The sequence below is a fragment of the Prevotella sp. AM42-24 genome (genome assembly GCF_003461825.1).
Classification (GTDB): Bacteria; Bacteroidota; Bacteroidia; order Bacteroidales; family Bacteroidaceae; genus Prevotella; species Prevotella hominis.
Map to the genome: position 1 here is coordinate 1 of NZ_QTXV01000119.1, position 4,465 is coordinate 4,465.

The 4,465-nt window shown below is 36.7% G+C and carries 1 protein-coding gene and 3 pseudogenes; all 4 read left to right on the plus strand.

Features of this window, described 5'->3' with window-relative positions; translation table 11 throughout:
* A pseudogene (locus DW917_RS16330) lies at positions 1-558 on the plus strand (RHS repeat domain-containing protein); the annotation flags it as partial.
* Between the two features lie 649 nt (positions 559-1,207).
* Complete coding sequence (locus tag DW917_RS16335) at positions 1,208-1,762, plus strand: hypothetical protein (RefSeq protein WP_147344242.1); 555 nt, start codon at positions 1,208-1,210, stop codon at positions 1,760-1,762.
* A gap of 381 nt (positions 1,763-2,143) precedes the next feature.
* Positions 2,144-2,398, plus strand: a pseudogene (locus tag DW917_RS16340) (RHS repeat-associated core domain-containing protein); the annotation flags it as partial.
* Positions 2,399-3,095: 697 nt separating this feature from the next.
* Positions 3,096-3,401 (plus strand): annotated as a pseudogene (locus DW917_RS16350) (RHS repeat-associated core domain-containing protein); the annotation flags it as partial.
* Positions 3,402-4,465 lie beyond the last annotated feature (1,064 nt).

Sequence of the window (4,465 nt, forward strand, 5' to 3'; positions counted from 1 at the left end):
GGAGTGCCGACGATGAAGGGTGCAACTGCAGATCCAGACAACACAGGTATTGGCTACAACAGCATCATTACAGACCTGGGTGACCACAGCGTTCCTGAAGGCTGGATACAGCATCCGAAGTTCAACGGCAAAGGTGATGTTCCTGGTCCTCCTATCCAATGGAGTGAACCGGGAGTCCTGATAATGCCCAGCCGGGTTATGGTTACATTGCCAACGACACTACGAAAGAGGAAACCTTCTTCTATCACAGTGACCATCTCGGTAGCACGTCTTACATTACAGATAATCATGCCAACATCACCCAGTATGATGCTTACCTTCCATACGGTGAACTGTTAGTTGACGAGCATAGTAGCAGTGAAGACCTGCCATATAAGTTCAATGGCAAACAGTTCGATGAAGAGACAGGCTTGTACTATTACGGTGCAAGGTACATGAATCCTGTAACGAGTTTGTGGTATGGGGTGGATCCAATGGCCGAGAAGTATCCAAATATAACAGGGTGTAGCTACTGTTTAAATAATCCAATTAAATTTATAGACCCAGATGGTAGAGATTCGTATTATACAAAAGACGGAACTTACGTTTTTACAAATACAGCTAGAACAGATAACATTTATATCATATCCAACTATAAAATTATTGGAGGCTCAAGAAACAAAACGTACTATAAGGTTTGGGGACGAATAAAAATAGACGACAAAAATCTTTCCCTATCACCGCAAGCTTATTCCCGAGTATATACAAATGTATTATATAGAAAAGGCTATGACACAAGTAAACTTAAAAATAATGCAGTTTCAATAATTATGTTAAACAACAATTCCAAATCAGACGGACCTCAATATGAATTAGGTGGAACTTATAATCATGATGCCGTAATACCTTGGTCGGATGCCCCGATAGCTGAAACAAGGAAAGAGAATGGAAAAATACAACTGACAGTATATGTTCATCCACAAGGAGACGCTGAAAGAAGAGCATACCTTTCAACAGAATCAAACGTAGAAAATATCCTTGGAGTTCATGAATTCAAAGGGCATGGACTCTTGGGAATAGGTAGCTCTCAGCATTGGAAGATACTTCAAATGCAACGAAGGCATCCTTCTTGGAAACAAACAACACCAGCCCTCAGAGAATTATATGAGTATTTAGAAAAGAAAATTCCCTCAGAGTATTATAAACATTAATAAAATGGCATTAGATTATGATAACTAATAAAGAAGTGTACTGTGCGTTATTTATTTTCATAGCAATAACATTAACAGGTTGTCAATCCAATATGGAGTTACCAGCTGAATTAGTAGCAGTAGTGGACAATTATCCCCTAAAATATAATCCTGCTAATTCTCATATAGAATATTCACGAAAAATAAATGTCGTATTTAAAATTAAGAATATGAGTTGGAGAAACTTTTTTATTCCTATTAGTGATGAGAGAGGAAATAAGTATCATTCTTTTATAAAAGTTTCATCTCCAACGAATCACAATGTAATAGTGGGTGCTTATTATTGGCAGAATAAAAGTGTGCTAAATAGTGGAGATAGCATTAGCATTTGTGTCCGATTAATGGAGTCAGATTTACGGGATTTAGGCGTGTATGATTTGCCCCCCAGGGATGTGATAAAGCGGATGAGCTTCGAGTACGTTGTTGATGTAAATGATTTAAAAGAAAGCGATTATCTTATTCCCAAGTTAAAATTCCATATTTCCCAAAATGTTAAGTATATTTGTCAAAAACCTGAAGGGATGTGTGGATAAGTTATTTTTGGATTCCAAATAGGGAGGTGGATAATCGACATACTATTTCAAGTCTACATCAAAGACTTTCAAGTATCTTATACCAATATCATCAATGTCACCCAGAAGAACAATACCGTGTACCGCAAGCAGGTGGCAGAATACGGACACAACCGCCACTTCTACATGCACGACCTTGTTACTGCCGAGACGCTCTACGATGCAGCAGGCAACAAACTGCAAGGCACACAGAATACCTACGAGCTCAAACAGCAGACAGACGCGACGGTATATTTCCCCGCACTCGTCTCTGTAAAGCAGGCTATTTGCGACAACAACGGCTCGGACAGCATGAGCACCACGATGCACAACGGCACAAAGCCGTCGGTCTACGATATGACCTACGATGCCTACCTGCCATACGGTGAATTGCTTGTGGATGAACATACATCATCTGAGGATATGCCATATAAGTTCAATGGTAAGGAATTAGACCAGGAAACTGGACTGTATTATTATGGGGCAAGGTATATGAATCCTGTGACGAGTTTGTGGTATGGAGTGGATGCTTTAGCAGAAAAATATCCAAGCATTGGTGGATATGTTTACTGTGTTGGTAATCCGATAAAGTGTGTTGATCTTGATGGAAAAGCAGTTTGGTTATTTGCAACCGAACTACCTGGCACTCATGTGCTATTCGCAACTCATACTTTTTTGGTAGTTACAGGAGATAATGGAAAAGTGTTAAGATATGCTGCCTATGGCCCTCAAAATGGAAACCCTATTGGCGGTGACAAATTAACTGAGTGTCATTAAATACAGGATTTCAAACATGCAAGCCAAAACCTTGGACAAAAAAAGAACAAGAAAAAGCTTTGAAAGAAAAGAATAATAGTAATAGATTTAAAGCTCTGTAAGAAATGAAAAAAATATTATTTTTTTATTTACTCTGCTGTATTTCCATAATTTTGCTATGGCTTGCAATAGATGATTGTGACATTGAAAGCAAAGATTTTAAATTTGGCTTTAATGCTCTATTTTTTATCACATGTATATTTTATGGTCCAATATTTACAATAACAGCTTGTATTTTATACTATACAAAAATCAGTAAAGAAATTTTATCAAATGTAAGGTATAGCATATTATATTGCATATTCCCATTTCTTTGCTACAAAATTCTTACTGTAATTTTTGCACATATTGGCACTAACATTGGGTCTGTATTAGAATATAGTATTCCTGTAGTTTTCATAATTCAAAATGTAATTATTATCTTAAAAGTGCTAATAAAAAAATGATAGAACTGTTCTGTTTATTGTGGAAGTGAAAGAGGAACCGTGTACGTATCATGATCTATCCCGCTCCGATCATCACTGTCACGAAGAACCGCTTCACCAAGCATTACTTCATTGGCAGCAAGCGTATTGCCTCCAAGATTGGTACAGGCAGGGTCAGCAATGTCTATGGCATTGGCGGCAACAACATCACGGCAGGGCAGAAAGACTATGCCGCCCGCATGATGCAGATAGAAAAGCAGCGTGAGGAGTATTACAAGCAGCTCGGCACACCGCCGGGAGTGCCGACGATGAAGGGTGCAACTGCAGATCCAGACAATACAGGTATTGGTTACAACAGCATCATTACAGACCTGGGTGACTAATCCCAATTCTGATGGATCTGGTATTTGGTCTTTTACATATCCAGGTTTCATATCAAGATTTCTGAAACAATTTGTTGGTGCGACATTCAGAGTGAAGCCTTCCCCAACAACAAGAGGTCTCGGTAATATAAATTATCAGGACTACTTTGTAATTGGACTTATAACACAAGACTTGTTTCTGATATAGCGTTAAGCCAATCAGATTATTTCTATTTTGTGTTCAGTCGCATATATAGAGAGATGCGACTGAACACATAATAGAATCACTTGAGCTAAAACCAATTGAATATGATAATGTATTAAACTTCGCATTATGAAAAAAAAATTATTATAGCAACTCTTATAATTTGCGTTGTGTTTTATATGTTGTTATCAAGCAAAGAATACCGAAATTACAAGATAACGAACATTACACTTTCTGAGATTGTTATCAAAGATTCTCTTTTGAATTTGAGAAAGGGAAATAGATATTTCCTATTAGAATTCATGGTAGACTATTGCAATAGTTCTTTAACTTTTATGGGAGGAGGTATAGAACCTGGTTTGAATGGTACAATTGAGTCAATTAAATCTATAAAAATAATAGATTCCAATGGCAATGATATATCCTCGTTGTTTCATAATCTTACAATTGAGGACAATTATTTATGGCTCGACGATTACTTAGTTTTTTCTAAAAATTATAATATTGATTCTTTGGTAAATAGCATAAATCATCGAGATAGAAATGAAATTGGACAAAGAATTACTATTCCACGCTTATTCGTGATTGATTCTACTTCTGTAATCCCAGACTCTATTATTCTAAATTTTGGAACACATTCTATCATTAGTAATGTCAAATATAAAAAAAGTAAGCCTTTTGTTTTAAGTACAAGTGATAGATAGAAATATAAAACTACGTCACAATATTCAAATCATATCAAAATGTAGTAGAATCATTAAAATCAGCAACAAAATGGAACGCAAGAAACGAACCGGGTGTGTCATAAGCCTGTGACGCACCCTTTTTTGTGTGTTTTTCTGTATATTTTAGTTGAATCGTAGTCTTTCTTTACAAG

What these genes read in the sequence shown, in the direction of transcription:
- DW917_RS16335 (WP_147344242.1), top strand. Translation starts at nt 1,208, where the DNA reads ATGATAACTAATAAAGAAGTGTACTGTGCGTTATTTATTTTCATAGCA.